Annotated in this window: 22 protein-coding genes; 8 read left to right on the top strand and 14 right to left on the bottom strand. The window is 64.9% G+C overall.

Annotated elements, in window-relative coordinates:
• Positions 1 to 59 precede the first annotated feature (59 nt).
• Entirely contained in the window at positions 60 to 1847 is a 1788-nt protein-coding gene (locus tag LQ564_RS14525) for a methyl-accepting chemotaxis protein (protein WP_231058813.1), read from the bottom strand.
• Between the two features lie 343 nt (positions 1848 to 2190).
• A complete protein-coding gene (gene dusA, locus LQ564_RS14520) occupies positions 2191 to 3183 on the bottom strand; it encodes a tRNA dihydrouridine(20/20a) synthase DusA (protein WP_269143543.1) in 993 nt (330 codons plus the stop codon).
• A 101-nt stretch (positions 3184 to 3284) separates the two neighbouring features.
• On the opposite strand from dusA, the gene LQ564_RS14515 reads away from it, so the two are divergent.
• Positions 3285 to 3704 (top strand): hypothetical protein, encoded by a 420-nt coding sequence (locus LQ564_RS14515; RefSeq protein WP_231058811.1) that lies wholly within the window; start codon positions 3285 to 3287, stop codon positions 3702 to 3704.
• A gap of 241 nt (positions 3705 to 3945) precedes the next feature.
• On the opposite strand, the gene LQ564_RS14510 is transcribed toward LQ564_RS14515, so the two are convergent.
• Positions 3946 to 4791, bottom strand: coding sequence for an STAS domain-containing protein (locus LQ564_RS14510; protein ID WP_231058810.1), 846 nt, complete (start codon positions 4789 to 4791; stop codon positions 3946 to 3948).
• Between the two features lie 254 nt (positions 4792 to 5045).
• Between LQ564_RS14510 and LQ564_RS14505 the strand changes: the two genes are divergently transcribed.
• Positions 5046 to 6449 (top strand): sensor histidine kinase, encoded by a 1404-nt coding sequence (locus LQ564_RS14505; RefSeq protein WP_231058809.1) that lies wholly within the window; start codon positions 5046 to 5048, stop codon positions 6447 to 6449.
• A 14-nt stretch (positions 6450 to 6463) separates the two neighbouring features.
• On the opposite strand, the gene LQ564_RS14500 is transcribed toward LQ564_RS14505, so the two are convergent.
• A complete protein-coding gene (locus LQ564_RS14500; RefSeq protein ID WP_231058808.1) occupies positions 6464 to 7555 on the bottom strand; it encodes a PAS domain-containing sensor histidine kinase in 1092 nt (363 codons plus the stop codon).
• 232 nt (positions 7556 to 7787) lie between these two features.
• On the opposite strand from LQ564_RS14500, the gene LQ564_RS14495 reads away from it, so the two are divergent.
• On the top strand, positions 7788 to 9866 hold the full coding sequence (locus tag LQ564_RS14495; protein ID WP_231058807.1) for a putative bifunctional diguanylate cyclase/phosphodiesterase: 2079 nt from the start codon (positions 7788 to 7790) through the stop codon (positions 9864 to 9866).
• Positions 9867 to 10107: 241 nt separating this feature from the next.
• On the opposite strand, the gene LQ564_RS14490 is transcribed toward LQ564_RS14495, so the two are convergent.
• The 9 genes from LQ564_RS14490 to LQ564_RS14450 all read right to left on the bottom strand — a co-directional run bounded on the left by LQ564_RS14490 (position 10108) and on the right by LQ564_RS14450 (position 18790).
• On the bottom strand, positions 10108 to 11079 hold the full coding sequence (locus LQ564_RS14490; RefSeq protein WP_231058806.1) for an extracellular catalytic domain type 1 short-chain-length polyhydroxyalkanoate depolymerase: 972 nt from the start codon (positions 11077 to 11079) through the stop codon (positions 10108 to 10110).
• A 159-nt stretch (positions 11080 to 11238) separates the two neighbouring features.
• Positions 11239 to 12552, bottom strand: coding sequence for a cation:proton antiporter (locus LQ564_RS14485; protein WP_231058805.1), 1314 nt, complete (start codon positions 12550 to 12552; stop codon positions 11239 to 11241).
• The gene (locus tag LQ564_RS14480) at positions 12549 to 12929 is read right to left on the bottom strand and encodes a response regulator (protein ID WP_231058994.1); all 381 of its coding nucleotides are present in this window, start codon (positions 12927 to 12929) and stop codon (positions 12549 to 12551) included. Before LQ564_RS14480 ends, LQ564_RS14485 begins: the two co-directional genes overlap by 4 nt.
• Positions 12926 to 14647: a sensor histidine kinase gene (locus LQ564_RS14475; protein WP_231058993.1), complete on the bottom strand. Its 1722-nt coding sequence runs from the start codon at positions 14645 to 14647 to the stop codon at positions 12926 to 12928. The genes LQ564_RS14480 and LQ564_RS14475 overlap by 4 nt, the downstream gene beginning before the upstream one ends.
• Positions 14529 to 15455, bottom strand: coding sequence for a PAS domain-containing protein (locus tag LQ564_RS14470; protein WP_231058804.1), 927 nt, complete (start codon positions 15453 to 15455; stop codon positions 14529 to 14531). Before LQ564_RS14470 ends, LQ564_RS14475 begins: the two co-directional genes overlap by 119 nt.
• 103 nt (positions 15456 to 15558) lie before the next feature.
• Positions 15559 to 16176 carry a PAQR family membrane homeostasis protein TrhA gene (trhA, locus tag LQ564_RS14465; protein WP_231058992.1) on the bottom strand — a complete coding sequence of 206 codons (618 nt, stop codon included), beginning with the start codon at positions 16174 to 16176 and terminating at the stop codon, positions 15559 to 15561.
• A gap of 22 nt (positions 16177 to 16198) precedes the next feature.
• On the bottom strand, positions 16199 to 16780 hold the full coding sequence (locus LQ564_RS14460) for a phasin family protein (protein ID WP_269143542.1): 582 nt from the start codon (positions 16778 to 16780) through the stop codon (positions 16199 to 16201).
• A 304-nt stretch (positions 16781 to 17084) separates the two neighbouring features.
• Positions 17085 to 18281 (bottom strand): GAF domain-containing sensor histidine kinase, encoded by a 1197-nt coding sequence (locus tag LQ564_RS14455; RefSeq protein WP_231058802.1) that lies wholly within the window; start codon positions 18279 to 18281, stop codon positions 17085 to 17087.
• 74 nt (positions 18282 to 18355) lie between these two features.
• Positions 18356 to 18790, bottom strand: a complete 435-nt coding sequence (locus tag LQ564_RS14450; protein ID WP_231058801.1) for a response regulator — start codon at positions 18788 to 18790, stop codon at positions 18356 to 18358.
• A gap of 188 nt (positions 18791 to 18978) precedes the next feature.
• Here LQ564_RS14450 and LQ564_RS14445 point away from each other — a divergent pair, with 188 nt between their 5' ends.
• The 5 genes from LQ564_RS14445 to arsH all read left to right on the top strand — a co-directional run bounded on the left by LQ564_RS14445 (position 18979) and on the right by arsH (position 24279).
• The gene (locus LQ564_RS14445) at positions 18979 to 20970 is read left to right on the top strand and encodes a PAS domain-containing hybrid sensor histidine kinase/response regulator (protein WP_307729966.1); all 1992 of its coding nucleotides are present in this window, start codon (positions 18979 to 18981) and stop codon (positions 20968 to 20970) included.
• Positions 20971 to 21420: 450 nt separating this feature from the next.
• The gene (locus LQ564_RS14440) at positions 21421 to 21747 is read left to right on the top strand and encodes an ArsR/SmtB family transcription factor (protein WP_231058799.1); all 327 of its coding nucleotides are present in this window, start codon (positions 21421 to 21423) and stop codon (positions 21745 to 21747) included.
• Positions 21748 to 21769: 22 nt separating this feature from the next.
• Positions 21770 to 22252, top strand: coding sequence for an arsenate reductase ArsC (locus LQ564_RS14435; protein ID WP_231058798.1), 483 nt, complete (start codon positions 21770 to 21772; stop codon positions 22250 to 22252).
• 13 nt (positions 22253 to 22265) lie between these two features.
• Positions 22266 to 23546 (top strand): arsenic transporter, encoded by a 1281-nt coding sequence (locus LQ564_RS14430; protein ID WP_231058797.1) that lies wholly within the window; start codon positions 22266 to 22268, stop codon positions 23544 to 23546.
• Positions 23547 to 23562: 16 nt separating this feature from the next.
• Positions 23563 to 24279: an arsenical resistance protein ArsH gene (gene arsH / locus LQ564_RS14425; RefSeq protein ID WP_269143541.1), complete on the top strand. Its 717-nt coding sequence runs from the start codon at positions 23563 to 23565 to the stop codon at positions 24277 to 24279.
• A gap of 133 nt (positions 24280 to 24412) precedes the next feature.
• Here arsH and LQ564_RS14420 read toward each other — a convergent pair whose 3' ends face one another.
• Positions 24413 to 25231: an SDR family NAD(P)-dependent oxidoreductase gene (locus LQ564_RS14420; protein WP_231058796.1), complete on the bottom strand. Its 819-nt coding sequence runs from the start codon at positions 25229 to 25231 to the stop codon at positions 24413 to 24415.
• Between the last annotated feature and the right edge of the window lie 73 nt (positions 25232 to 25304).

Here is a 25304-nt window from a genome sequence, read left to right as displayed (position 1 = left end):
TTTTGTTAAAGGTTGGCAGTCTCACTGCTTGCCGGCCCGGAAGCCGGCGCTTTTCTCTCTTAGAATTCTTCCCACTCGTCGCTGGCGACGGTGGCGGCCTTCTTCGGCTTGGCGGCCGGGACTTCATCCTGCGCAGGAGCTGCCGCTGCTGCTGCGGCTGGCTTCTTCGCGACCGGCTTTTTCAGGGCCGGGGCCGGGCGCTTGGCCGCTGCTGCGGGACGCACCACCACGGCGGTGCTCGTCGCTGCGGGAACCGAGGCTTCGGCCTGGTACTGCTCGCCCTCGCTCAGCTTGAAGATGCTGACGACGCGGGACAACTCGCTCGCCTGGTCTTGCAGGCTCTGCGCTGCGGCAGCGGCCTCTTCCACCAGTGCGGCGTTCTGCTGGGTCATGCTGTCCATCTCGATGATCGACATGTTGACCTGTTCGATACCTGCGCTCTGCTCGGCGCTGGCGTTGGCGATCTCGCTCATGATGTCCGTCACGCGTTTCACGCTGTTCACGACTTCGTCCATCGTCACGCCGGCCTGGCCGACCAGCTTGCTGCCGCGCTCGACCTTCTCGACGGAGTCGCCGATCAGCGTCTTGATTTCTTTCGCCGCCGCAGCCGAACGCTGGGCCAGGTTACGCACTTCCGACGCCACCACCGCAAAGCCGCGGCCTTGTTCGCCGGCACGTGCCGCTTCCACCGCGGCGTTCAGCGCCAGGATGTTGGTCTGGAAGGCGATGCCGTCGATGACGCCGATGATGTCCGAGATCTTGCTGGCCGAGGTGTTGATCTCGCCCATGGTGCCGACCACTTGCGACACCACCTCGCCACCCTTGCGGGCCACGTCCGAAGCGGTCGCCGCCAGGGCGTTCGCTTGACGGGCGTTGTCGGCGTTCTGTTTCACGGTCGAGGTCAATTCTTCCATCGCCGAGGCGGTCTTTTCCAGCGAGCTGGCCTGCAGTTCGGTACGCGAGGACAGGTCGATGTTGCCGGCAGCGATTTCACGCGAGGCGGTGCCGATGGTCTCGGTGCCGCGACGCACTTGCTCAACGATACCAACCAGGCTGTTGCGCATTTCTTTCATTTCGACCAGCAGGCTGCCGCGGTCCGACGAATCGGTTTCGATGGCGATCGACAGGTCGCCGTGGGCGATACTGCCGGCGATCTGGGCGGTGTAAGCCGGTTCGCCGCCCAGCTGCTTGCGCAGGCTGCGGGCAATCAGCCAGGCCATCGCGACACCCATGGCGACCGCTGCCAGCAGCAGGACGATCATGAAGTTACGGGCATTCTGGAAAGCGGACTCGGCGTCGGCCTTGCTCTGGGCGTTCTGTTTTTCCTCGAGGACGGCCAGCTGGTCCAGGCCATCCATCCACTTCTTCTGCACCGGGCGCACTTCGCGGATCATCACGCGGGTGGCGTCCATGGCGTTGTTTGCCAGGTACAGTTCCGATGCCTTGGCGATTGCCGGCATCGCGGTGCCTTCGAATTCCTTGATCTGGGCCAGCAGCGCTTTTTCCTTGTCGCTGGCGTGGGCCGCGAAGATCGTCGACAGCTTCTTCTGGGCTTCGTCGTACTTCCGGGTCTGTTCCTTGAACTTGGCCATTTCCGGTTCCATGTCGGCCGGATCGGTCATCAGGGTCAGGACGCGCAGGGAAGCGACGCGGTCGCTGACGTTGTTGCGCATATCGATCACGAGGCCGGTCGACACGTTGCTGACGCTGACCACGCGGTCGAGGCGGTCCTGGATCTCGGACATGCGAACGATGCCCACCACCGTCACCGCAACCAGCAGTACCAGCACCAGCGCGAAGCCGAGTGCGAGTCGGGTACCGACCTTCAAGTTATTCAAAAAAGCCATGCTCGTGTTCTTTCCTGTATCTATTGATCGAAATTCGCCCGGATTCCTGCGCCGTGCGACGCGTTAGTCGTATGTATGTATTCACTCGACTATTTCCGACAGGATAAATCAAAAGTTCTGACCGGAAACTTGGAAATCGGTTGCAGCATCCGAACTGTTTCAGCTCAACAACAGTGTTGGTGTTCAACAAGACAAATTATGCTTGCAGTCTTGCCGGCGAGCAAGCTTGATGCAAGGCATCATTATTTTAAATGCAATGATTTGTATCAATTTGCCGACAGGAAACGAAAAAGGCGCACTGAAGTGCGCCCTTTTTAAGAAAAATAGTTGTTTTTATCGTAATTTAAGCAACGATCGGCATGCGTGCCGCAGCCTCCAGAAGCAGGGCCGGATCGGCTTCGGCCAGGCGTTTCGGATCGGACAGCATCTGGCGGAAGGCGCGCGCACCCGGAAGACCGGTCATCATGCCGAGCATGTGGCGGGTAATGCTGTTCAGCTTCAAGCCATGGCCGCCGTGCAGGCGCAGTTGCTCGGCGATATAGGGAATCATGGCTTCCAGTACCTGCACCCGGGTTTTCAGGGGGGCGTTCGTGTCGCCGTAGAAGCGGCGGTCCCAGTCGGCCATCACCCAGGGGTTGTGGTAGGCCTCGCGGCCCAGCATGACGCCGTCGACGTGCTCCAGGTGCAGGGCGATCTCGTCGCCGGTCTTGATGCCGCCATTGATCAGTATCTCGAGATCCGGGAACTCGCGCTTGAGCTGGTAGGCGACTTCGTAGCGCAGCGGCGGGATCTCGCGGTTTTCCTTCGGCGACAAGCCTTTCAGGATGGCGTTACGGGCATGCACGATGAAAGTCTTGCAGCCGGCGTCGGCGATGGTGCCGACGAAATCGCGGACAAAGCCGTATTCCTCGTTGTGGTCGATGCCGATGCGGTGCTTCACGGTAACGTCGATCGCCACCGCGTCGCGCATCGCTTTCACACAGTCGGCCACCAGTTGCGGTTCGGACATCAGGCAAGCGCCAAAGGCGCCCTTCTGCACCCGTTCGGAGGGGCAGCCGCAGTTCAGGTTGATCTCGTCGTAGCCCCACTGCTCGCCCAGCTTCGCGCTTTTCGCCAGGTCCAGCGGGTCGCTGCCGCCCAGCTGCAGGGCGACCGGGTGCTCCATCTCGTTGTAGCGCAGGTGACGCTCGACGTCGCCATAGACCAGGGCGCCGGTGGTGACCATCTCCGTGTACAGCCAGGTATGTTGTGTAATGTGGCGGTGGAAGACGCGGCAGTGGCGGTCGGTCCAGTCCATCATGGGTGCTACAGATAATTTTCGCTTGCTGTGCTTCATCAAATCCCTACTTTTCCCTATGAGAGGGCGCAACGCGGCTTCCCTCAAGCTCCCGCGAACCGTCCCACTTTCCCTCACCCGTTACTCCAAATATGCACCAAATGACGACGATCGCTCAGCGAGGCCAGACCTGGCGGGCACAGATTCGCCACGAGGGTCACAAGGCCGTGACGGCAACATTTCCAACGAAGGCACAGGCCCAGGCTTGGGCGCGGAAGATCGAGGCTGAGATGGATGCCCGAGGCGTCATGGAAGCGCGCGGGCTGGCGAATATTACCCTAAAAGAGCGCATTGATTGCTACTCCGAAGAGATCGGAGGTGGGCATTCTTTCGGAGAAAACAAGCAATCCCAGCATGAACATGGTCACTGCTGGCTATTTGCCAACGTACGTTCGCGTTCGTCGGAAACCGGGTGTCCAGGGTTGCGACCAGACTTGAATCGGATTGACCGTCGCCGCTTCATGTTCCCAGCTGGTGAAAGACGCGCGACTTGGCTCACCGAGATTTTGCGAAGCAAATGACTTTGCAGATATTGCTTCAACAAGCTTTTTAGTCTTGTTTCCCTTGGCATGGTAGAGGCAACGTTTTCTTCGATCTCCCTGTTTTCTTGCTTGCAGGCCGCAGTTCGCGTCGCTCGCATCAAGAACACCCGCCGCGCACTGGCATTCGCGCCCTATCAGCCTGCCTGGACAAACCGCGTACGTTTGATTCCAGCCCGGGCCCGCATTCCGTACGAGCCTTGCTCGAGCTTTATCCGCTCGATCATGCCGACCGCGGGTGGCCCCGCCCGATCGCCAGTGCGAGGGCGTCGGCCAACGTGGCTTTTGTCAGAACCGTATCGAGTTCGATGCCGAGATGCACGATAGTCTGGGCGATTTGCGGACGAATACCGCTCACGATGCAATCGCTGCCCATCAGGCGCGCCGCCGCAATGGTCTTCAACAAATGCTGCGCCACCAGCGTATCCACGGTCGGCACACCGGTGATGTCGATGATCGCCGTGTGCGCGCCGCTGGAGACGATCTTGTCGAGCAGGCTTTCCATCACGACTTGGGCGCGCATGCTGTCGAGCGTACCGATCAGGGGCAGTGCAATGATACCGTCCCACAAATCGATGACCGGCGTCGATAATTCGAGCAGCTCCCGATGTTGCCGAACGACGATCTGGTCGCGGCTTTTCTGGAATACGTCGAGCGTGTACAGGCCGAGCTGGTCGACAAGCATGCTGACCGTCCAGGAAACACGCGCGAGAGCCAGGGCGTCCCCGGCACAATATCGACGCAAGAGCGCGAACAGCGGCTGCTTGAGAGAGAAAATGAAGGTGGCGGTCGCGACCGAGGTGGACCCGTCGCTGGCCCGGAAGCTGCAGATCGCGTCGAGTTCGCGCTTGACATCGTCCCATGCACGGCCGTCGACATTGTCGAGTTCAGCAAACTGCAGCGCTTCGGCCAAGGCGTGAACGAATCGGAGGCATTGATCTCGCGACCGTTCGGCTTCGCCGGGTCCGACACGCATCGTTGCGGCGGCATAGTGTTCCTGCCACTCGCCACCGAGCATGACCGCATGGTCCCTCACCACACCTGCAAGCAAAACGCCGTCATTGGTCATTACCGGTTCCCCATCATTGGTCAGGCTACGAAAGTCATTCGCCGACCTGGAGACATCGGATCTTAACCGCTCAAGGGTCCGACTATAACACTCTTCCAACCCGAGCAGCATGTGCGGCGCGCTTGTCGTTTAATTGGGTGAGACTCACTATTCTTTAGGCATTTGTAGGATAATGCTTACACCTCTTCCCACGCGTGCAGCTACTCGCCGGGCATGACGCCGAGCCCACCATAATACAGGCATACGTACCTTGCATGCGTACCAACGAAAGCATATCCGACGATCCGATGCTGCAACGGCAAGCGCCGCTTCATCACCTGTTGACGGTCACGGTGCACAGCGAGCTCGAGGTCATCGCCTCGCGCCTGCGCGCGCGCCAGATCGCTGCGCTGTGCGGATTCCGCGGCAACGGGCAGACCCGTATCGCAACCGCCGTGTCGGAGCTGGCGCGCAATGCCGTGTCCCATGCGGGCGTCGGCAAGGTGCGCTTTTTTCTCGGTACGGTCGGCAGGAATCAGGCGCTGACGATCGTGGTCGATGACGACGGTGCGGGCATACCGGCCGCGCACGTTCGCGCGGCGCTCGTAGGCGACGCCGGCACCATGCTGGGCGGACTGTCGGTGGCGCGCAGGTTCATGGACGAGTTCGATATTCACGCGAATGCGGACGGAACGCGCATCGTGTGCGCCAAGCTGCTTCCAGCCCAGGCGCCCGCCTTGACCGCCCACGACCTCACCTGCGCCGTAGGCAATCTGGCGGAACTGCCCGGCAACATCGCGCTGTCCGAAGCGAACCAGCAAAACCGCGAGCTGACCCATGCCCTGGCGGCATTGCAGGCCAAGCAGAACGAGCTGCTCGACGTCAGCGCGCATCTCGAACGCACCAACCGGCAAGTCGAGGCCTTGAACCTGTTGCTCAAGGAAAAAGCCGATTCGCTGGTATCGGCCGATCACCGCAAGGATGAATTCCTGTCGATCCTGAGCCATGAATTGCGCGGTCCGCTGTCGGCGACCGCCATGGCCGCCACCTTGCTCGAGACCGGCTGCGATCCCGACCGGAGCATCAAGCTCGGCCAAATGGTCGGGCGCCAGGTGCGGCACATGAGCCGCCTGGTCGAAGACCTGCTGGACGTATCGCGCGTCAGCCGCGGCTTGGTATCGATCCGTCGCCAGCCCGTCGACATGCGCGACGTGATCGAGGCCGCCGTCGAACAGTTGAACGCGGCCGCACAAGCCAAGAGGCACCGCGTCGACACCGTGCTGCCGTCCCGGCCTTGCATGATCGAGGGTGACCGCACGCGATTGATCCAGGTCGCCGCCAACCTGCTCGGCAATGCGATCCGCTACACGCCGGAAGGGGGAAGGATCGAAGTGCGCGCCGAATGGCACGGAGCCGACCTGATGGTGCGCGTCACGGACAACGGCATCGGCATTCCCGATACATTGATGCCGCACCTGTTCGACCTGTACACCCAGGCGACGCGTTCTCCCGATGGGCGCGACAGCGGCCTGGGACTCGGGCTGGCCCTGGTCAAGAGCCTGGTCGAGGCGCATGGCGGCAGTGTCGCCGCGAGCAGCCCCGGCACGGGGTTCGGCAGCCGGTTCGACGTGCGCCTGCCTCTGCCAGCCGGGCACGACGTCGAACGCGTCCCCGATTGAGGTAGCGATCCGGCTCAAGCGGACATCGTGTCCTGCACCACCGGCAGGATGAATTCCAGTCGCGTCCCCTGTCCGGGTCCGGCGCTGTGGGCAAAAACCGTGCCGCCATGCGACACGCAAATGCTGCGTGCGATCGCCAGGCCAACGCCTGCCCCGGACGGCGCCCGCCGGGGGTGCGCGGCAAGCTTGCGGAACGGCTCGAACATGGCGGGCAATTCGCTCGCCTCGACGCCGATGCCATGGTCGCTCACCGACATGTCGAGAACCTCGCCATCGACCGAGACCGCCAGCGCAATCTCGGCGCCGTCGTCGGAAAATTCACTGGCATTGAGCAGCACGTTCCCGAGCGCCTGCGCCAGCCGCCCGGGATCGCACCAGAGCATCGTTTCGGGCGCTTCAGCGCCGGCATCGAGGTGTACGCGCAAGGTCTGCGAGCGCCTGCCCAACACGCCGGCGACGACGTCGCGCGCCGGCGCCAGCACCTCGTCCAGGCTGGCTGCGCGCTTGGTCACCGGCACATCGCTTGCGTGCTCGATACGCGCGGCGTCGAGCAGGTCGTCGATGAAGCGAGCGAGCTGGCGGGTCTGACGTTCGATCACGCGCGCCATCGACACGATGCCCGGTTCGCCCGGCCGGCGGCGCAGGATCGTGGCGACCGTCATCACCGACGCCAGTGGATTGCGCAGCTCGTGGGCCAGCACGCGCAGGAAGTCTTCCCGGTCGCCGCGCACGGACTCGATTTCACGGCGAAGCCGGCGCCGCTCGCTGATGTCGGTCAAGGAGCATAGCACGCCTGCGGTGACGCCATCGGCGCCGCGCACCGGCTGCGCATGGACCACCACGCAGCGCGTCTGTCCGTCGTTGGACTGCGCCACCAGCTCGGTCGGCGGCGGTGCGACGCCGGTGCGCGCCGCCAGCGCGGCCGGCGACGATGCCTTCTCGACCGGACTGCCGTCCGGTCGACACAAGGAGGCGAAGCCGTCCCAGCGGCCGTCCTCGGCCGGCGATGGCGCGGCGCCCCACAGGCGCCTCGCCGCGCGATTGCAATGCAGAACGGCGCCGGCAGGCGTGCAGCAGTAGGCCGGGCAAGCGATCTGGTCGATCACCCGACAGGACGTTTCCAGCGAGTCGCCGCCGCCTTGCTCGATGGCGCGCCGTTGTTCAGGTATCCATCTCACGTTGTTCACTCCATAACCGATGACATCGGTTCATTATCGATGCAATGGTCCGGATCCGACGTAGGACTCAGTCCGGCGCGCCTGTCGTCCGCACCGCTGCGCACGCCGACAACGTGATACCGTGTAGCGGCGACGGAACCCCGCCGCGGGAGGAATTGCCATGCATATCGTGACGCAGGTCGTGACAACCGACGAAGGCGAGCGCGCACGCCTGTCACTGCTGTTCCAGCCGGCCGCGGGCGACCTGAGCGCCATCGTGCTGCGTTTCGCGGCGACGCTGGAGGAAGCCGCATGCGTCCCGCCACCCTTTCCGGACCTGCTCTTGCTGGCGCCGACGGACGACGACGGCGCCGGCATGGCGCTGCCCGTGAGCCCCGCGGTGTTCGGCAACGCGGCGGTCGTGATCGTCGGCGACGCCATCGACATTGCCGGGACGCGCCGGCTGCTCACCAGCGGCCTGGCGGACGACGTGATGCTGTCCAGTGATTCGCGATCCGACACGTTCGCGCGCTTCGTCGCCGTCATCGAGCGCGTCCGTGCGCGCGAACGTGAACGCAACGGCGCCGCCATCGTGCTGGCGGCGATGGCCGACGCCGTCATCGCCACCGATGAGGCGGGTACGATCGCCTACTGCAACGATGCGGCCTGCAGCCTGACCGTCCGTGCGCGCAAGGAAATGCTTGGGCTGCCTATCGACGCCGTGATGGCGCTGCACGCCGCCGGAACGCTCGCCGCCGTCGAGCATCCGATCACGCGCGCGATGAACGACAAGCAAGCCATCCGGCTACCGCCGGGCACCGTGATGGTGCGCGTGGACGGCAGCGAGATCATGATCGCCGATTCGACCTCGCCGATCGTCGCCCCGGACGGCAAGCTGGACGGCGCCGTCATGGTGTTCCACGACGTCACCGCCACACACCAGCTCCAGTCCCAGGTCGATTACCTGGCCAGGCACGATTTCCTCACCGGCTTGCCCAACCGCTACGCCGCGCAACTGCATCTGGCCGAGATCCTGCGCCAGGCCGGCGCGAACGGCCAGGGCCTGGCGGCGATGTACCTGGATCTCGACAACTTCAAATCCATCAACGACACCCTCGGCCATGCGGCCGGAGACCGTTTGCTGGCGTCGGTCGCGACGCGCCTGCGCGCTTGCTGCCGCTCGATCGACATGGTCAGCCGCCAGGGCGGCGACGAATTCCTGATCCTGTTGGCGCCCGGCACCCAGCCGGACGAATCCCGGGGCGCCGCGCAGCGCATGCTGGAGGCCGTGGCGGCGCCGCACCTGATCGACGGCGCGACCATGCGCGTCGGCTGCAGCATCGGCATCGCGCTGCATCCGCAGCACGGCTTGGCCGCGGACACGCTGCTGCAGCACGCCGACACGGCGCTGCACGCCGCCAAGGCGGCGGGACGCAACACGTTCAATGTGTTCCAGCCGCGCATGCTCGACAGCGTGGCCGAGCGGCGCGCGCTGGAGGATGCACTCAGGCTGGCGCTCGACACCGGCGGCCTGGAACTGTTCTACCAGCCCAAGGTGTGCCTGGCCGACGGCGCGATCCACGGTTGCGAATCCCTGCTGCGCTGGCGCCATCCGGACTGGACGCGCTTCGCGATCGCCGAGGTAATCCGGTGCGCCGAACAGTCCGGCCTGATCGTCAACCTGGGCCGCTGGGTGATGCACGAAGCCATGCGCCAGGCGCGCGCCTGGCGCGACAGCGGCATCGACCCCGGTCCGATCGCCATCAATGTTTCGGCGCTGGAACTACGCCAAGCCGACTTCATCGCCCACCTCGAGGGCTGCATGGCGCGATTCGGCGTCCTGCCGCCGGACGTGCAAATCGAACTGACCGAGTCGGCCCTGATGCGCGACGTCGCCAGCGCGGTCGACGTCCTGCATCGCCTGAAGGGCCTGGGCATGTCGATCGCGCTCGACGATTTCGGCACCGGTTACTCGAACCTGAGCTATCTCGCCGATATCCCGATCGACCTGCTGAAAGTGGACCGCAGTTTCGTGCACGGTATCGCCGCGGCCTCGCCGCGCCGCCAGGCGCTGTTGGGCGCGGTCCTGTCGGTCGCCGCGCACCTCGGCCTGCCAACCGTCGCCGAAGGCATCGAAACCCCTGCCGAAGCGCTTTACCTGATGAACGCGGGCTGCCAGATGGGCCAAGGCTTCCTCTACAGTCCCGCCGTCAGCGCGGCTGCCTTCGAACGCCTGCTATCGCACCGCGAAAACCCGTGATTTGCCCCGCAGACCGTATCCGCGCCGGGCGACTGCAAGCACGTGACGAAGCGATCGTTTCGCCGTGAGAAACCGGGTTTACTGCTACCGCGCTTTCTCCGCCTTTTTGACCCGCTTGTCCGCCTTTTTCTCTTTCGCCGTTTTCGCCGGCTCTTTTTTCGTGGATTTTTTTGCGTCCTGGTTCTTACTCATGATTCGCTCCTATCAAATGAAGGGCAGAGGGCTTACAGGCAGGGCGAGCTCACCGTGCATGCCGCTCGCCGAAAAACCGTAGCATTTCGCGGCTGGCGTCAGGACCGTTCGCATCGGTGTTGGCGGCACGCAGATCGCCGCCGGACCAGGCGTGTCCCGTGCCGTGCACGAGCCAATGCTCGGCCACGACGGTGCCGGACTTGCCGGTGTGGACCGAGCGCGTGAAGTCGCGCCCGCCTTCCTGTCCCGTTACCTGGACATTCATGACGCTCCGGCAACCGGCCGGCCTGGCCGACAGATAGCTCTGGATCGACTGGCGCACGACACCGTCGCCGTTACTCTGGTGGACGATGGCATCGTCGCCTCCGTGGAATACGATGACCGGGACGCTGGTCAGGCAGGGCCCGCCGGCGCAGGCTGGGACGGCGCCGCCGAAGCGCATGGTCGTCATCGCGCCGATGCCGCTCGTCGCGCTGCCGTGCGGCATACCGGAATGGCAGCCGATTGCGCTGAAGATGTCCGGATAATTGCGTCCGACGATCAGCGCCATCGCGGCGCCCGCCGACAGGCCCGCGATCGAGACGCGGCGCTGGTCGACCCCATGGTCGCCGATGATTTTCAGGGTCAGGGCCGCGACCAGCGCCGGCTCGCCCTGGTCACGCGCCTGGTTGGCCGCCTCGAACCAGTTCCAGCAGCTGTTCCAGTTCGCGTAAGGCGACTGCTCGGGATACAGCACCAGGAAGCCGGCCTGCTCGGCCAGCTCGTTCATCCCGGTGGCCAGCGCGAAATCCGCGGCGTCCTGGCCGCAACCGTGCAGCATGACGACCAGCGCGGGTGGTTCGCTCCCGCGCGTCGCGGGAACGTACAGGCGATACCTAATGACCTGTCCGTTCGCTTGCAAGCTGCCTGCCAGGAATCCATGCGGCTGCCGGACGGCGGGCAGGACATGGAACGGGACGCTGGCGGAGCGCGCCGCCTCGCTGGTCCAGGAGAACCAGTCCACCATGATTCTACTGTACATTACTCGACTCCTTCGTTGTAGAAAAAGTCTCCTTTATTATTGTCGACGGCACGGCCTGCGCACTGCCCGATGTAATGCACTATGCGCCCTTTTGCGGCGTCACGCCGGACCGGGGCAAGTCTATTTTCCTGGCTTGGTGCGAGGCAAGACGCGCAGCGACTATACGACTGCCTCCTCAGGCGCCTTGCGCGGTTCACCCTGGCCGGTTTCGCCCTTCGCATACGATGCCATCAACGGCCCGGCCGTCACGCCGTGCAGCAGGATCGACGCTGTCACGGCGACCAGCGTGAATGCGACGAAGCGCTGCGCCAGGTCGCCGGACAATCCATGGTCGAGCGCATACATCAGGTAATACACCGAGCCGATGCCGCGAATGCCGAACCAGCCGACCATCGCGTGGTGCCGCGCAGGCATCGCACTGCCAGCCATGCCGAGAAATACCGCCAGCGGCCGTACCACGAACAGCGACAAGGCAGTGAACCACCACAGGGAGGGAAACGTCGTGACGTAGGCCAGCATGGCGCCGGTCAGGATGACGAGCACGGGCTCGGCCAGTTTCTCGATCTGCTCGTTGAATCCCTGGACGTCTTCCTTCATCGCCGCGCTCGTTTCGCGCTCGGGACGCGTGCTCCCGCGCTTCCACATCCACAGGTAGGAGATGTCGCGGCGGCGGTACACGCGCTGCAGGGCGATGCCGGCCGCGAACACCGCCAGGAAGCCGGATGCATGGCACAGCTCGGCAAGTCCGAAGCAGACGGCGACGATGCCGAGCGAGAGAAATTCGTTCATGCCGAGCGCCTCGTCGTGCCGGTTCCTGAGGAAGACGACCGCCGTGCCGATGAGAAAGCTGGTAGCGGCGCCGATCAGGATACCGCCGACCAGCGACCAGGCCAGATCCAGTGACAACCAATGCGCGACGCCGGTTCCATCGTCGTGGCTGCCCATCAGGCCCAGCCCCAGCACGACCACCGGAAAGGCAGAGCCATCGTTCAGTCCGCCCTCGCCGGCCAGGTTGAAACGGACCAGGTCGGGCGTATCGCCGGCTTCCGGCTGGATGCCCGAGGCCAGCACGGGATCCGTCGGCGCCAGGATGCCGCCGAGCAGGATCGCCGCGCCCAGCGGCAAGTCCAGCAGCAGCACGCCGATGGCGGCGATCAGCACCACCGTGATCGCCATCGACACGAACGCGAGACGCAAGGGCGCCAGCCAGCGCCGGTCGCGCAAGGGAATCTCGAGCTTGAGTCCGACGGAGAACAGGGAGATCAGCAAGGCCGCCTCGGCGACCAGTTCCAGCGCGGGCGCGAAACGCAAGGGATCCGGCGCGAAGACGTTGGCCACGGCCGGACCAAGCAGGACGCCCACGCCCAGGTAGATCATCGCCCCGCTGAGGGGCAGGCGCGTCACCAGCGTACCGCCCAGCATCATCACGATGAGGGTAGCGCCGCCGAACAGGATCCAGTGCGTGGACGTCATCCGGCAGCCCGCGTCGGGCTCTTACCGGACTGCCGCATGCCGGCCAGGAGCGCGGACAACTGGCGCGTATCGACCGGCTTGACCAGGTGATGGTCGAAGCCGGCCGCCTGGGTTTCGATGCGGTCCCGGTCCCGGCCGTAGCCGGTGATTGCCACCAGCATGGCGCTGCCGGTGCGCGCACCGGCACGCAGGCGCCGGGCCAGCTCGTTGCCGCTGATGTCGGGCAGGCCGATATCGAGCAGGAAAACATCGGGAGCGGCCATGTCGCTGCGCTCGAGCGCGCTGCGCGCATCGTGTTCGACCGTCACTGCGTGTCCATGCGACTCCAGCAGCATGGCGAGCATCGCGGCCGCATCGACGTTGTCGTCGACGATCATGATCCGCAACGGCCGCTCCGATGCGACTTGCGCCTCGCGCGCAGGCCCGGAATCGCCGGCGGCGTCCCTTTCCGGCGGGCGGCGCGGCAGCGTGACGGAAAACACGCTGCCAGTTCCGAGGCCGCGGCCGTCCCGCCGTGCAGGTTCACCAGGCTCCTCACCAGCGCCAGGCCGAGCCCGAGCCCGCCGAGCGAACGGTCCGACGGGCGCTCGGCCTGGGTGAACAGCTCGAAGGCGTGCTCGACCAGCTCCGGCGCCATGCCGATGCCGTCGTCCTCGACGCGCAAGATGACCTGCCCCAGTTCGACGGCGATCGCCAGCGTGATGCGGCCGTCCTCGGGCGTGTACTTGGCGGCATTGTTCAACAGGTTGGCCAGCACCTGCACCAGACGCTTGCGGTCCCCCGTGACGAATGGAGCAAGCGGCGGCAGCGCCAGGGCCAGTCGATGACGCCGTGCGTGCAATAGCGGCATGGCCTGTTCGATCGCGTCGTCGGCGACCTGGCGCATGTCGACCGGTTCCATGACCAGCTCCACCTGCCCGCGCGTCACGCGCGAGACGTCGAGCAGGTCGTCCACCAGGCTGCTCAGATGCCGGACCTGGCGCGCGATGATTTCGCTGGTGCGGCGTACCCGCGCCGGGTCCACCTGGCCCATCTGCAGCAGGTCGTCCGCGGCGCCGATCGGCGCGAGCGGATTGCGCAGCTCGTGGGCGAGCATGGCCAGGAACTCGTCCTTGCGGCGGTCGGCGACGGCCAGCTGTTCCTGGGCCGCCTTGCGCTGCGTGATGTCGTGGAAGAAGAAGGCGATGCCGCCCTCCAGGGAGCGATGGGTGCGGATTTCCATCCATACATGGCGCCCGTCCGGCAGCCGGTGGAACAACTCGACGCTTTCCGTCTTGCCGGTGTCCATGACGCGCCGGTGAGCCCGTTCGGCATCGGTATGCCTGAGCTCCGGCCAAACGTCCCAATGGCTGCGTCCGATGACTTCACCGGCGCTGCGCTGGGCGAGCCGCAGTCCCTCGGCGTTCATGCGCAGGCTAATCCAATCGCGATCGAGCACGGCGAACCCTTCGACCATGGCGTCGAAGATGTACTGGCTCTGGTCGCGCTCGGTCTGCAGCTCGTTGCGCGTCCGGGCGGCTTCGAGCGCCGGCCAGGTCCGGCCGGCCGCTTCGGCGACGAGGGCGAGCGCCTCATCCTGCCAGGTGCGCGGCGCAACGCCCTCGATCGCCAGTACCGCCTTGAGATCGCCGGCCTTCACGTACGGCACCAGCAACGCGGCGCCGGCGCCATCGTGCTTGCGCCATACCGGCTGGTCGGCGACCTGCCCCCCATTGCGCAGCACCATGAGCGCCGCCGGGTCGAACGCCTCGAGCGCGATGCCGCGACCCGCCTGGCCGGGGAACCCCGCCGGAGTCCAGTCGCACCGACAGGCGGCCATGCCCGATGCGCCGTCGATGTCAGCATACCAGACACGCGCCGCGCCCAGCCGGGTGCCCAGCATCTCGCAGACGGCTTCGCCGATGCGACCGGCGTCGTCCAGTTCCCGGATCCGGTCGGCGAAGCGCAGCTGGAACGCCTGGTTCGATTTCGCGGTCTCAAGTTGCCAGACCTTGCCGCGCAGCTCGCTCTTCGCCAGGCAGGCGGCCGTCACGTCGTTCGCCTGCGCGAAGATGCCGGTTACGTGTCCGTCGCGGCCGACGAGCGGCTGGTACAGCAAATCCACGTAGCGCTCTTCCGGCGCCCCCCCCGGCCACGCGCTGGAGCGTGAGCCGGCGCTCGTGCAGCACGATGCGCTCGCCGGTTGCGAACGCGCTGTCGAGCAGCTCGTGCAAGCCCTGCCCTGCCAGTTCAGGCAATGCCGCCAGGGCCGGCTTGCCGATCAGGTCGCGGCGGCCCACCAGCGCATAATAAGCTTCGTTGACCATGTCGAACACATGGTCGGGGCCACTCATGATCGCCATCGAACCGGGGGCCTGGTCGAACATCGCCTGCAGTTTATGGCGCTCCGAACTCAGGATGCGCGTCAGGGCCTCGTGCAGCAAGGGGCGCTCGATCGGCGTCACGTCCGGCACGGCGTCCGCACCCTGGCGCAGGTAATAGTGCCTGGCCGCGCCGTCGAACTGGTACAGGTCGGTGACGTCGATCGCGTTCTGCGCCACGAAGCCCACCGCGCCGCCGGCATCGCGCACCGGCGTGTGCACGGTGCTCCAGTAGCGCAGGTCGAACACGACGCCGGCCGGCGTCTCGCGCGGGACCGCGTAGCGCAGCAGCGCGCTGGTCTGTGGCTCACCGGTCGCGATCGCGCGCGCGATCGCGGCGCGCACCTCCTCGAGATTGGTCGACTCTGGGTCGGCGGGGTTCGACGGGAACGCGTCGAAGATGTGCTTGCCCATCAGCGCCGCCGCAACCCGGCCGGTGGCCCGCAGGTAGGCCGCGTTCGCGCCGATGATGACGCAGCTGGTGTCGACCAGCAGGTAGGGATAGGGCGAGGCGGCGAACAGCGCCGCGAAGTCGGGTTGCATGTGTATGCTCCATAATGACACCCGAGGGGTGCCGACGTACGGTTTCCATGATGTACGCCTAGGACATTGCATGGCGGCACAGGATGAGCGAGAGGCTTGCCGGTCAGGCGACGTAGCGCAGAATCGCGACGTAATGGCAGGCACTGCCGGCAAGGACGAACAGGTGCCATATGCCATGACCGTGGCGTACCTTGTGGTCGGTGGCGTAGAACGCGATGCCCAGTGTGTAGCATAGGCCGCCTGAAGCGAGCCAGGCGAAGCCCGGCCAACCAAGCGCGACGACGAGTGGTTTTGCGCCAATCACGGCAAGCCAGCCCATCAAGACGTAAATGATGAGCGACAGGATGCGCGTGCCCTTGGCATACCAGATTTCCTGGACAATTCCGAATAGTGCAAGAGCCCACACGGCGCCGAACATCGACCAGCCCCAGGCTCCGCGCAGCGTTACCAGCGTAAAAGGTGTGTAGGTGCCAGCAATGAGGAGATAGATGGCGCAATGGTCCAGCTTGCGCAGTACCACCTTGGCGGCGCCGCGTGCGCCGTGGTACAGGCTCGATGCCATGTACAGTTGCAGCAGCGTGGCGGCATACACGCTGCTGGCGGCGATTCTCCAGCCGTCGCCGCTGGACCGGGCCGCGGCGAGCAGGAACAGGCCGCCCACCGCGGCCAGCGCCGCGCCGGCAATGTGGGTGATGCTGTTGAAACGTTCGCCAGCGTACATCAGACCGGGCAAGTAGCGATATTCAGCGCCCCGGGGCCTGCACGTTCTTGCTGTCCTGCGCGTTGGGCCCTTTCATGTTGCCGGGTCCGCCAGCCGGTACGGACGGGTCACCGGGTTTGCCGGCTGCGGCTTCGGCGCCGCGTTGCGCGTCCTGCTTGAAAGCGGCGCGCGCATCCTGCCGGGGTTCCTCTGGCTGTCGCAAGTTCTTTTCCGTATCCTCGGCCGTGGTGCGCGCCACCTCGTCGGCCAGCGCGCGCGCGGTACGAGACGCTTGCTGTGCATGCTGCTCGGTCACGCCCGCCAGGTCGACCTGGGTCGTCGCGGCGAGCTGGGCCAGCTGCTGTTTGTAAGCGCGCAATTTGTCGGTGGCAGGCTGGGCGCCCGACGACGCCGCGGCCAAGGCGTCGTCGGGGCGTTCGGTGGTCAGCATGCGCTGGGCCGTGCCGGACGCTTCCTCGATCAAAGTCTGGCCGATCTGCATATTCAGCTGAAAAACTTGCTGAAGGGACCGTGACATGGTTTGCGACAGTTCGTTCAAGAATGCGATCTGGGCATCCAGGTGGGAACGCACGGCGGGATTGACGGATTGCGGGTATGGATACATGGTGTACCTTTGACGAAAACGGGATAAATCGAATGCGGGGCGTGCCGAACGCGATGCGTCGACATGTCTAGCAGAAATGGCAGCGCAGCAATGCTGGCTGGAGGACCACGATCATCGAAGACCGTGCATGACTTTCATACTATGCGCCCTTTTTCGCCCTTGCGCGGACGGTGCGCACATCTATTTTCGTGTGATGGAAAGCGGCAATCTGTTGATCCGGCAATGGCTTAGCGTCGGCCAGGGTTCCCCTTGCAGTCCGGCGCCCGCTGCAAGCGACCTGCGCGCGGCGCAGGCGACACGCGGGTCATGGGGCGCCGAGGTGCCCGCGCTCCAGATTCAGCATCGAGAACGTGAAACAGACCCTGCCGTCCAGCGATGCCACGTCGATCGCGCCTTGGTGTGCACGGGCGATCTCCGCGACGATGTACAGGCCCAGGCCCAATCCCTCGTGGTGCGTGCTGGACGGCGAACGCCAGTAGGGCTTGAACAGCTGCTGGACGACATGCGGCGGCAAGGCATCGCCTTCGTTGGTCACGGACATGAAGAACCGCCTGTCCGTACAGGTGACCAGCACCTGCACAGGCGCCTGCGCGCCATGCACGATGGCATTCTTGATCAGGTTCGACAACAACTGGCAGAGCCGGCCCGCATCGCAGCACAACGAGATGCCGGACTGGATGATGTCGACGATCTCGGCCTCGGAATGGATCGCGCGCAACTCGGCGATCACCTGGCCGAACTGCAGCTCGAGCCCGCGTTCTTCGCGCAGGCTCACGGCGATGCCGCCGCCCATGCGCCCACGCGTGAAATCGACGAGATCGTCGACCAGCGCGGACATGCGGTCGACGCTGCGCCCCATGCGCTGCAGGATCTGCAGCATGGCGTCGTCCCTGGTCTTCATACCGAGCAGGTCCACGCCGTTCTGGAAGGCGTTGAGCGGGGTACGCAGGTCGTGGCCCAGTACGGCGATAAATTGCTCGCGCAGTTCCGCCGTTTCGCGCTCGTCGGACAGGTCGGTCCGGGCTGCCGCATGCAGGCGCTCGGTCTCGAGCTGGCCCGAGACCAGCTGGGCGAACAGCTCGAGCGTCGACACCGTCGTCGCCGCCGACAGCGTCATCGGTTTGGGATCCAGTCCGCACAGGGTGCCGAAGTAGCTGCCGTCGCGACGCAGGATCGGAATCGAAAAATAGCTTTGGAACCCATAGATGCGCGGCGTGCGGTGCTCGCGATACTGTTCGCTGAGCTCGACGTGGTCGATGACGATGCTGCCCCGCGTGCTACGCACCTCCTCGCACAGCGTCGTGGTCACATCCAGGCCGTCACCGGCCTTCAGGCCGAAATCGAGCTTGTCCCAGACGGCGCAGGCGGTCCACGACGTTTCCGCGACGTGGGCGATGGCGACGAAACCGACGCCGGTCAGCGACGCGACTGTTTCGAGGATTTTCGGCACCGCGCCGATCGCCTCGATTTCGCGCACGTAGGTCATCACCTTAGTGTTCATGGCTGCACGTTTTTTGTTGACGACGATTCAACCATGTTAGCACTACTCGCGTGCCTGGAGCGAAGACAACGCCATCAACACCATGACGATAGCGCCCGCGCAAGGGCGAATGCGTTGATGTGGCTGATATACAGCTGGTATCCGACCGGCTTGGTCAGGCATACGTCGAAGCCGGCAGCGTCGACCTCAATGGCCGTGCCGGCGTCCTGCCAGCCGGTGATCGCGATCAGGAAGGCATGCTTGAGCCGCTCGTCCCGTCGAATGGCGCGTGCGAAGGACAAGCCAGGCTTCGGGGCTTGGCCGATACTCGAACAAATCACATGCGGGATGAATTGCCGGGCCAGCGCCAGCCCGGCTTCGTGGCCGCGTACAGCGCATACTTCCCAGCGGGGACAAGCGAGACGCGCTAGCTCGAGGAAAACTTCAAGGATGAGTTCATTGTTTTCCACAAACATTACGCGCATCGGCTGCGCGCCTGACGCATGCTTGCGATCGTCGATCTGGGTCATTGCCGGTCATCCTGGTTGATTCAACTACGGAAGTGATCCGCCGACCTTGGAGGCATCGGTTGCAAACCGCTCGCTTTACTGACTATAGCACCACGCGAGCCGTGCAACGAAGCCCTCGGACGGCGAGGCGAGCGTCCGAGACTGGCCCGGCCAGGCCAATTGTGGCATGCTGCTCAAGCACAGGTAACATGCGCACTATCCGGCATGCCTGCTCCACCGCCCCGCGCCACCGACAGATCATGTTGCTAGATAAAATATTTCATTCTGCCTTCGATTCCTCGCCCATCGGACAATACTTGCTGGCGCCGACCGACGGCCTCGAGATCCTTGCCGTGAACCAGGCCTTCCTCACTTCGGTATCGCGGACCCGGGCCGAGCTGCAGGGACATCGGCTGTTCGAGGCCTTTCCGAACGATCCGGACGATGCGACGGGCACGGGCATACAAAACCTGCGCCGTTCCATCGCTGCCGCCATCGCCACGGGCCACAGCCAGAGCATGGAAGCGCAGCGCTATCCGATCCGGATGCAAGCGGATGGACGCAGCTGGTTCGAGGACCGCTACTGGAGCGCGACCAATACGCCGATCTACGATGACGACGGCGCCTTGCTTTGTATTTCACACACGACCATCGACATTACCGCGCGCGTGCGTTCGGAAGTCTTGCTGCGAGAAAGCGAAAGCCGGCTCAGCGCCTACGTATCGGCGACGTCGGACGTACTGTACCGGATGAGTCCCGACTGGACCCATATGCACGAACTCGATGGCCGCGGCTTCCTGAAGACCACACGGGGCTGGGCCGAGTACCGCATCGAGCAGTATGTGCATCCCGACGACCTCGAACTCGCACGCAGGCACATCCGCGACGCCATCGACGGCAAGCGCCAGTTCGAGCTCGAGCATCGCGTGCTGCGGGCCGACGGGTCGCCAGGCTGGACGTATTCGCGGGCCGTGCCGCTGCTGGACGCACAAGGCGACATCCGCGAATGGATCGGGTCCGCCAGCGACATCACCGAACGTAAGCTGGCCGAACTGAAACTGCGCGACATCGACCAGCGCAAGGATGAGTTCCTGGCGATGCTCGCGCACGAGCTGCGCAATCCGCTGGCACCGATCAGCGCGGCTGCGGAACTGCTGCTGCTGGCCGACTTCGACCAGGAGCGCGTGCGGCGCACCAGCGAGATCATCGTTCGCCAGGTGAGGCACATGACGAGCCTCGTCGACGACCTGCTCGATGTCTCGCGCGTCACCCGGGGACTGGTGGAGCTCGACAACACGGCACTCGATCTCGCGCAGGTCGTCGCGGACGCGGTTGAGCAGGCGGGGCCGCTGATCGCGGCACGGCGCCAGCATTTGTCCATCGATCTCGTTCCCGGCGCCTTAGCGCTGTCGGGCGACAAGAAGCGGCTGGTGCAGGTATTTGCCAACCTCGTCCACAATGCCGCGAAATACACGCCGGAACACGGCAGCATACGCATCCGGGCCGCGATGCGCGATAGCGACATCCTGGTCGAGGTCGCCGACGACGGGGTCGGGATGGATGCCCAGCTGGTCGACCGCGTCTTCGATCTGTTCGCCCAGGCGAGCGTCACGTCGGACCGCTCGTCCGGGGGCCTGGGCCTGGGCCTCTCCCTGGTCAAGAACATCGTGGAGCTGCACGGCGGCCGCGTGCACTGCGAGAGCCCAGGGCCGGGTCTGGGGAGCACATTCACGGTCTGCCTGCCCTGTCTGGAGCGTCAGTCCGCGGCCATGCCGGACCTCGCCCCGCGGCCCTCCGTGGACATCGCGGGGCCGCTGCGCGTGCTGGTGGTGGACGACAACGTGGACGCGGCCGATGTCCTGGGCATGTTGCTCGAGGCCGCCGGACACGCGGTGACGGTGGCGCACGACCCGCTGCACGCGCTGGAATTGGCCCGTGCCGAACGTCCTGACGTGTGCCTGCTCGACATCGGCCTGCCCCGGATGGACGGCAACGAGCTGGCCCGGCGCCTGCGGACCGACCCCGCGACCGCCGGCGCGTTGCTCGTCGCGGTGACCGGCTACGGGCAGGCCGAAAACCGGCAACGTTCACATGCGTCCGGATTCGACCACCATCTCGTCAAGCCGCTCGATTATGCGACGCTGGAGGCGATCCTCGACGGCATCCACGCCGGACCGAGGCCGGCAGGGTCAGTGGCCTGACTGGCCAAACGCCTCTGCCGGCAAGGGAAACTCGAGCCCAACATGCGCGGTGCAAGCGCTCGCCGCAAGTCATCGTGAGTCGGCTGCCCGCAAGCCAAGAGAACCGCTGCCACGAATCAGTGCCACAAACTACTGTTTTAGGGCGACTTTCGGGGCTAGCCTCGTTTCATTCAGTCCAGTCCATCATCGGGGCGACGGAGAGACGGCGCGACGGCAGGGCCGGATTGGCAGATTTGACGGGTTCGAGAGACATGGGACGTTGCGCGCCGGTGCGGCGGCTGAGAAACAGGCGAAAGGGCGACATGATAGAACAGAATGCCCGGCCGTGCTGCGCGCCGCTGCTCGGTCCGAACGCCGTGGACAAATCATGAACGCGTCACCCGGTATACATTTCAACATTTAATGAAATATAATACTGACACGATAGCTTAACGGAGGCTTTGAAGTCGCATGGAAATTTCAACAGCAGCCAAGGCCCTGGATGCGCTCGGACACGAATCCAGGCTGGCAATCTTTCGCGCACTTGTCCAGGTCGGGCCAGCCGGTCTGGCAGCCAGCAAGATTGCGGAGATGGTCGGCATCAGCCCTTCTTCCCTCACCTTCCACCTGAAGGAACTCGCGCTCACGAATCTGGTGACATCGCGCCAGGACGGCCGCTTTGTCATCTATGCGGCGCAATTCGAAACGATGAACGCCTTGCTGGGCTTCCTTACTGAAAACTGCTGCGGGGGAAACCCGTGCACGCCGATGCCTGCAAGCTGCAAGCCTGCTACCTAAACCTGCGAAACCATGCTCATTCATGAACGTACTATTTCTCTGCACCGGTAATTCCTGCCGCTCGCTCATCGGCGAAGCCGTCTTCAACCACCTCGCGCCCGCCGGCTGGCGCGCCTTCAGCGCCGGCAGCCAGCCCACCGGCCGCCTGAACGAGCGCGCGCTGCGGCTACTCGCCGACAAGGGCGTATCGACCGAAGGATGTTACAGCAAGTCCTGGGACGCGCTCCCCCTCACGCCCGATATCGTCGTCACCGTCTGCGCCAGCGCCGCCGGCGAGACCTGCCCTGCCTACCTGGGGCCGGTGCTGCGCAGCCATTGGGGCGTGGACGATCCGAGCCACGTCGAAGGTTCGGAGGAGGTCATCACTGCCGCCTTCGAGCGTGCCTACGCCATCCTGCGCACGCGCATCGAGGCATTCCTCGCGCTGCCGCTCGAGCAGCTGGCGAATGACCGCGCCCGGCTCGAAGCGGAGCTGGACCGCATCGGCACATTGCTGCCGGCGTGATGGGGGAAGGTGCGTGCTGCCCGCTTTCCTGATCTTCGCCGCCACCCTGGTACTCGTCATCTGGCAGCCGCGCGGACTCGGCATCGGCTGGAGCGCCTCGCTCGGCGCCATCGCGGCGCTCGTGCTGGGCGTGGTCAGGCTGGAGGACATCCCGGTCGTCTGGGGCATCGTGTGGAACGCCACCGGCGCTTTTGTGGCCATCATCGTCATCAGCCTGCTGCTCGACAAGGCCGGCCTCTTCGAATGGGCCGCGCTGCACGTGGCGCGCTGGGGCCGCGGCAACGGACGGCGCCTGTTCGTGCTGCTGGTCCTGCTCGGGGCCGCGGTGGCCGCGCTGTTCGCCAACGACGGCGCGGCGCTGATCCTGACACCGATCGTGATCGCGATGCTGGCGGCGCTGCGCTTTTCGGCGCGCGCCACGCTGGCCTTCGTGATGGCTGCCGGCTTCATTGCCGATACCGCCAGCCTGCCGCTGGTGGTGTCGAACCTGGTGAACATCGTCTCCGCCGACTACTTCGGCATCGGCTTCGCGCGCTACGCCGCCGTGATGGCGCCCGTGAACCTGGTGTCGGTATTGGCCACGCTGGGCGCGCTGCTGATCTTCTTCCGCCGCGACATTCCCCATGACTACGACCTGGCCCAGCTGCGCGCGCCGAACGCGGCGATCCATGACCGCGCCACCTTCCTTGCCGGCTGGTGGGTGCTGGCCATGCTCCTGATCGGCTTCTTCTGGCTCGACGACGCGGGGGTGCCGATCAGTGTCGTGGCCGCGCTCGGCGCGCTGGTGCTACTGGCGGTCGCGGCGCGCGGCCACCGCATCTCGACGCGGGCAGTGTTGCGCGGCGCGCCGTGGCAGGTGGTGGTGTTTTCGCTCGGAATGTACCTGGTGGTCTACGGCCTGCGCAACGCCGGGCTGACCGGCTACCTGACTGCCCTGCTGCAGGTCTTCGCCGAACATGGCGTGTGGGGCGCGGCGTTCGGCGCCGGCTTGTCGAGCGCCCTGCTCTCATCGGTGATGAACAACATGCCCACGGTGCTGGTCGGCGCGCTGTCGATCGACGCCACCGATGCGACCGGGGCGGTGCGGGAAGCGATGGTCTACGCGAACGTGATCGGCAGCGATCTCGGACCGAAGATCACCCCGATCGGCAGCCTGGCCACCCTGCTCTGGCTGCACGTCCTGGCGAGCAAGGGCATGCGCATCTCCTGGACTTACTATTTCCGTGTCGGCATCGTGCTTACCTTGCCGATCCTCCTGCTGACCCTGGCGGCGCTGGCGCTTCGCCTGGGCTGAAGAAAGCGCGACAACCATGAGCAAGATTCCCGGACTTCCCAACATTCACGCCGAGCAGCTCGACATGCCGGGCATGGACAAGCTGGCGCAGGTAGGCGACCTCACCCATCCGCCGCGCATCCTCTTGCTGTACGGATCGCTGCGCGAGCGCTCGTTCAGCCGTTTCCTGACCTGGGAGGCGGCGCGCATCCTGGAATATTTCGGCGCCGAAGTGAAGATCTTCGACCCGATGGCGCTGCCCATGGTGGGCAGCGCGCCGGAGACGCATCCGAAAGTCGTCGAGCTGCGCGAGCTGTTCCTGTGGTCCGAAGGCCAGGTCTGGTGCAGCCCCGAACGCCACGGCGCCATCACCGCGGTGATGAAGAACCAGATCGACTGGGTGCCGCTGGAACAGGGCGCCCTGCGCCCGAGCCAGGGACGTACGCTGGCGCTGATGCAGGTGTGCGGCGGTTCCCAGTCCTTCAATGTGGTCAACACCATGCGCCTGCTGGGGCGCTGGATGCGGATGTTCACCATTCCCAACCAGTCCTCGGTGCCGATGGCCTACAAGGAGTTCGACGAGGAGGGCCGGATGCGCCCATCGGCTTACTACGACCGGGTGGTCGACGTGATGGAAGAACTGTTCAAGGTCACCTTGCTGATGCGCGGCCGGACCGACTATCTGACTGATCGGTATAGCGAACGCAGCGAAAAGGCGCTAGAGGCGATCAACAAACAGATCGATCGGCTCTAAAATTTTTGTTTTCGCGCATGTGCTGAGCGGACACTCAGTAAGGGCGATAGAGGGCTGGGAGCCCTCATCCTCGTGTCGCCGGCTGGTTGTCGAAGAGTAGCGACCAGCCATTGCGGCCAGTCGCCAATGAAGATCAGTCTTTCAGTCCCGACCCCGGCTCGGCATCGGCGGCGTGCAGCTTGGCCTTGACCGTATCGGGAGCGACATTATTGAGGACATTGCCGATGAACTTGCTGCTCATCATGCCGGCGACGATGCGGTCCCTGCCGTCCTTCATCGCTTCAAAGCCTTCTTTGGCGACCTTGGCCGGGTCCGCTTTTTCGCCCACGCCCAGCTTGTTGTCGGTCATGCCGGCGCGTGGCCAGAACGGGGTATCGACCTGGCCCGGCATCAGGAGCGTGATGCTGACGCCGCTGTCCTTGATTTCCGCTTTCACGGCTTCGGCGAAGGAAATCAGGAAGGCCTTGGTGGCGCCGTACACCGTTTCGTAAGGCGTCGGCATGGTGCCGGAAATCGATGCGGTGTACAGGAGCTTGCCTCCTCCTTGCGCCACCATGTCCGGCAGGATGCGCTTGGTCAGGTGGACCTGGGACACGACGTTCAGCTGGATCATTTCCAGTTCCCGCGCCAGCTCGGTGCCGCCGACGAAGTAGCCGCCCAGGCCGACGCCGGCGTTCAGGGCTGCGGCCGCGAGCGGACGGCCGATGCCCTTGATCGCTGAGTACAAGTGTTCGACGCCATCGAATCGCGTCAGGTCGGCGGCCACCAGCTCCACTTGCGCGCCGGCGGCGCGCGTCACCTCGGCGGTGTGCTGGAGTCCTTCGATGGTGGTGGCCGTGATGATCAGGTCGTAACCGTCCGTGGCGAACAGCTGGGCCAGTTCGTAGCCGATGCCGCTGGACGCGCCGGTCACCAGGGCCAGCGGCCGTCCGTTCGTGCTTGTGCTTGTCATGCCGAGCATCCTTTCGATTCGTGTTGCAGGTGAATCGAGTGTAGCGCTCGGGTGGATTTTCCCGCGGACGTTA

It is taken from the genome of Massilia phyllostachyos (assembly GCF_021044825.1).
Classification (GTDB): Bacteria; Pseudomonadota; Gammaproteobacteria; order Burkholderiales; family Burkholderiaceae_D; genus Telluria; species Telluria phyllostachyos.
Note: the sequence above shows the minus strand (reverse complement) of the source record. Positions and strands in the feature narration are given on the sequence as shown.